Origin of the sequence: Mesonia profundi, assembly GCF_031085155.1 — a bacterium.
GTDB lineage: Bacteria > Bacteroidota > Bacteroidia > Flavobacteriales > Flavobacteriaceae > Mesonia > Mesonia profundi.
On record NZ_JAVHUL010000072.1, the window covers coordinates 1 to 2,432 of the forward strand.

Annotated in this window: 2 protein-coding genes; both read right to left on the bottom strand. The window is 31.0% G+C overall.

What is annotated here, in order from left to right; translation table 11 throughout:
• Window positions 1–92: 92 nt before the first annotated feature.
• On the bottom strand, window positions 93–1,127 hold the full coding sequence (locus RBU60_RS14085) for a hypothetical protein (protein ID WP_308865706.1): 1,035 nt from the start codon (window positions 1,125–1,127) through the stop codon (window positions 93–95).
• 219 nt (window positions 1,128–1,346) lie between these two features.
• Window positions 1,347–2,246, bottom strand: coding sequence for a DMT family transporter (locus RBU60_RS14090; protein ID WP_308865707.1), 900 nt, complete (start codon window positions 2,244–2,246; stop codon window positions 1,347–1,349).
• Window positions 2,247–2,432 lie beyond the last annotated feature (186 nt).

The following is a 2,432-nucleotide window of genomic DNA, read 5'->3' on the forward strand; positions in this document are numbered from 1 at the left end:
GTTAAAAATAATAGCCCTCTTAAAATGGCGCTATTAGAATAATATTTTTTAGAATTACGGGGTTGTGCAACGGTTACCATTGTTGTAGCCAGTTATTTTATTTGACTTACGTTCGTTAAATATATTTTATTTTCATTTCGAAAACCAATATTTGAACCAAAACTGGTGATATAATTTCGTTTGTTTAGTTCAATTCCTTCTTTGCTTTGGAACTTAATTTTTTTTGACTTCTTTAATTTCTTTCCATTGATTTCAAAGAACACAAAATTATTACTATCATATCCATCAGCCATTAATACTTTATTATCTGAAATATTTAATGAGCTTGAACCTCCAATTTTAGTTTCCCAAAATTCTATTTGCTTTGAATCACTTAGTTTAACAAGAGGAAATTCTGTATAATAATAAAACCAAGTATTGTTCTCTGAATCAATGTTCATTGCGTAACAATCCGACATATGGTCAAGTCCATCAGTTGGTTCAAATTCCCATATCTTCTCTCCTTTGTCATTCCAGCAAATTAATCCTGAAACACCTATTGGATTATTCCATCCATAATTTCCAAATATTCCTTCGTCAAAGTATGAAGTCCAAATATTACCTTTTGTGTCTATTTTAACGTCTTGAATTCCGTCCCCAACGATGAAATCTCTTACTAATTCGCCATTTGAATTGTATATCCTTGCATTTCTGTCAATTTCCGTTTCATTTTTATATCTACTTCGACCACAGATTAGAAGGATTTCTTTAGTAGGTAAATAATTCACGTTATGAAAATTGAAATATTCATTTTTAATAACTGTTCTTAATATTTCAGTTCCCTTTAAATCGTGTCGTAGGAATGTGTAATCTTTGGGTTGTTCAGACTTAATTACTGCAAACATTCCATTTTCAGTTCGATATTTAGGTGCAGAATGAATTATTAAAGTATTAATTCCATCTTTATCAATTGATACAGTTATAATCTCGTCATCGTTTTTTAGTATTTGTGTAAAGTCAATAACTGATTCAACCGTATGTGATTTAGTTCCAAATATCATTTCTTTACTTTCTGTTTTTTTGTCTACTTTATTTCGGCAGGAAACCAAAACAATTACAATTATTAATAAATGGGTTAATCTTATCAATTCGGGTTTTTTTTAATTGGCTACAACGGTCTTGTATATGGCTCGTAGCGTGTAAATTAGCGATAACTATTCGGTTAAGCACGAGCCGAATTTTTTAATTTTCTTATTACCTTTTTTTCAATAAGCCAAATTAAAAAATTTGGCGGACTTGCAAATATGCCTTTACTTCGATCAAGCAACTCATTAGCTATGAGCTATATACGTTGTTGGGCGCAGTTTTTATTCTTTTTCCAATGATTTATTTTTCTTTTCTCTAATGAGATATACACTAATCAAAATTAATAATCCACCGATTGCATACCAAACTGTAAATTTCTCTTTGTCCAAAACGCCCCAAATTACCGCAACGACTGGTAATAAAAGTGAAATAGTACTTACAAAAACTGCAGAGGTATCTTGAACAAGCTTGAAAAACAAAAACATTACCAAAGTAGTGCTAATGACGGTTAGAAAGACTAAATAGCCTAGAGCCGTTAAAGTTTCATTTTGGCTGTAATCAATGTCTGTAAAAAAACCTGAAAAACTTAAAATTAAAAGAGACGGCACCATCCAAATAGTGTAAATACCTGTTGATATATCTGTCGATTTTATGTGATGTAATTTTTTTTCAATAATGAGTGCGGCAACGGCATAAAGTGCCGAACCTATAACCAATAAAACCGTATAATAAAGATGATTTTCGCCATTTCCTGAATTGGAAGAGTAAACTAAAATGATCGCACCTATAAATCCAATTATTGCTCCAGCATATTGAATAACTTTATTTCTGATTCCAAACAGAATTGCTCCTAAAACGAGTGTGAATATTGGGTCTAATGCATTTATGATGCCTGCCAATGAGCTACTTACGCCTTGTTGTGCAATAGGAAAAATAAAGACCACTAAAAAGTTACCAAATAATCCTGATAGAGCAATCCAAAAAACATCCTTTTTTGACATTCTTTTCAAAGCTGGGAATCCAATAAATGACAAAAGCAAGCCTGACAATCCTGCCCTAAAAGCTCCGATTTGATATGGGTCAAATACTGGTAGTACTTTTTTTATGAGTATAAAAGAAGAACCCCAGATTATAGCAATAAAGATGAGTAGAAAATATTTATTTTGAATGAATTGCCTCATAAAGTGTCTATATTTTTTTTAATTCGACAAATTTAATCTTTCGATTTGTATATAATCATTCAATCAAGTTTTTTTTCATTGACTTTCATTGGTTTTTTAAATTGCGCCCAACGGCAGTTTGTCTAATAACCTACTGCAATTTTTAATGTCCCTACTAAATTACATTTTTTTGTAATATTGGAGTGC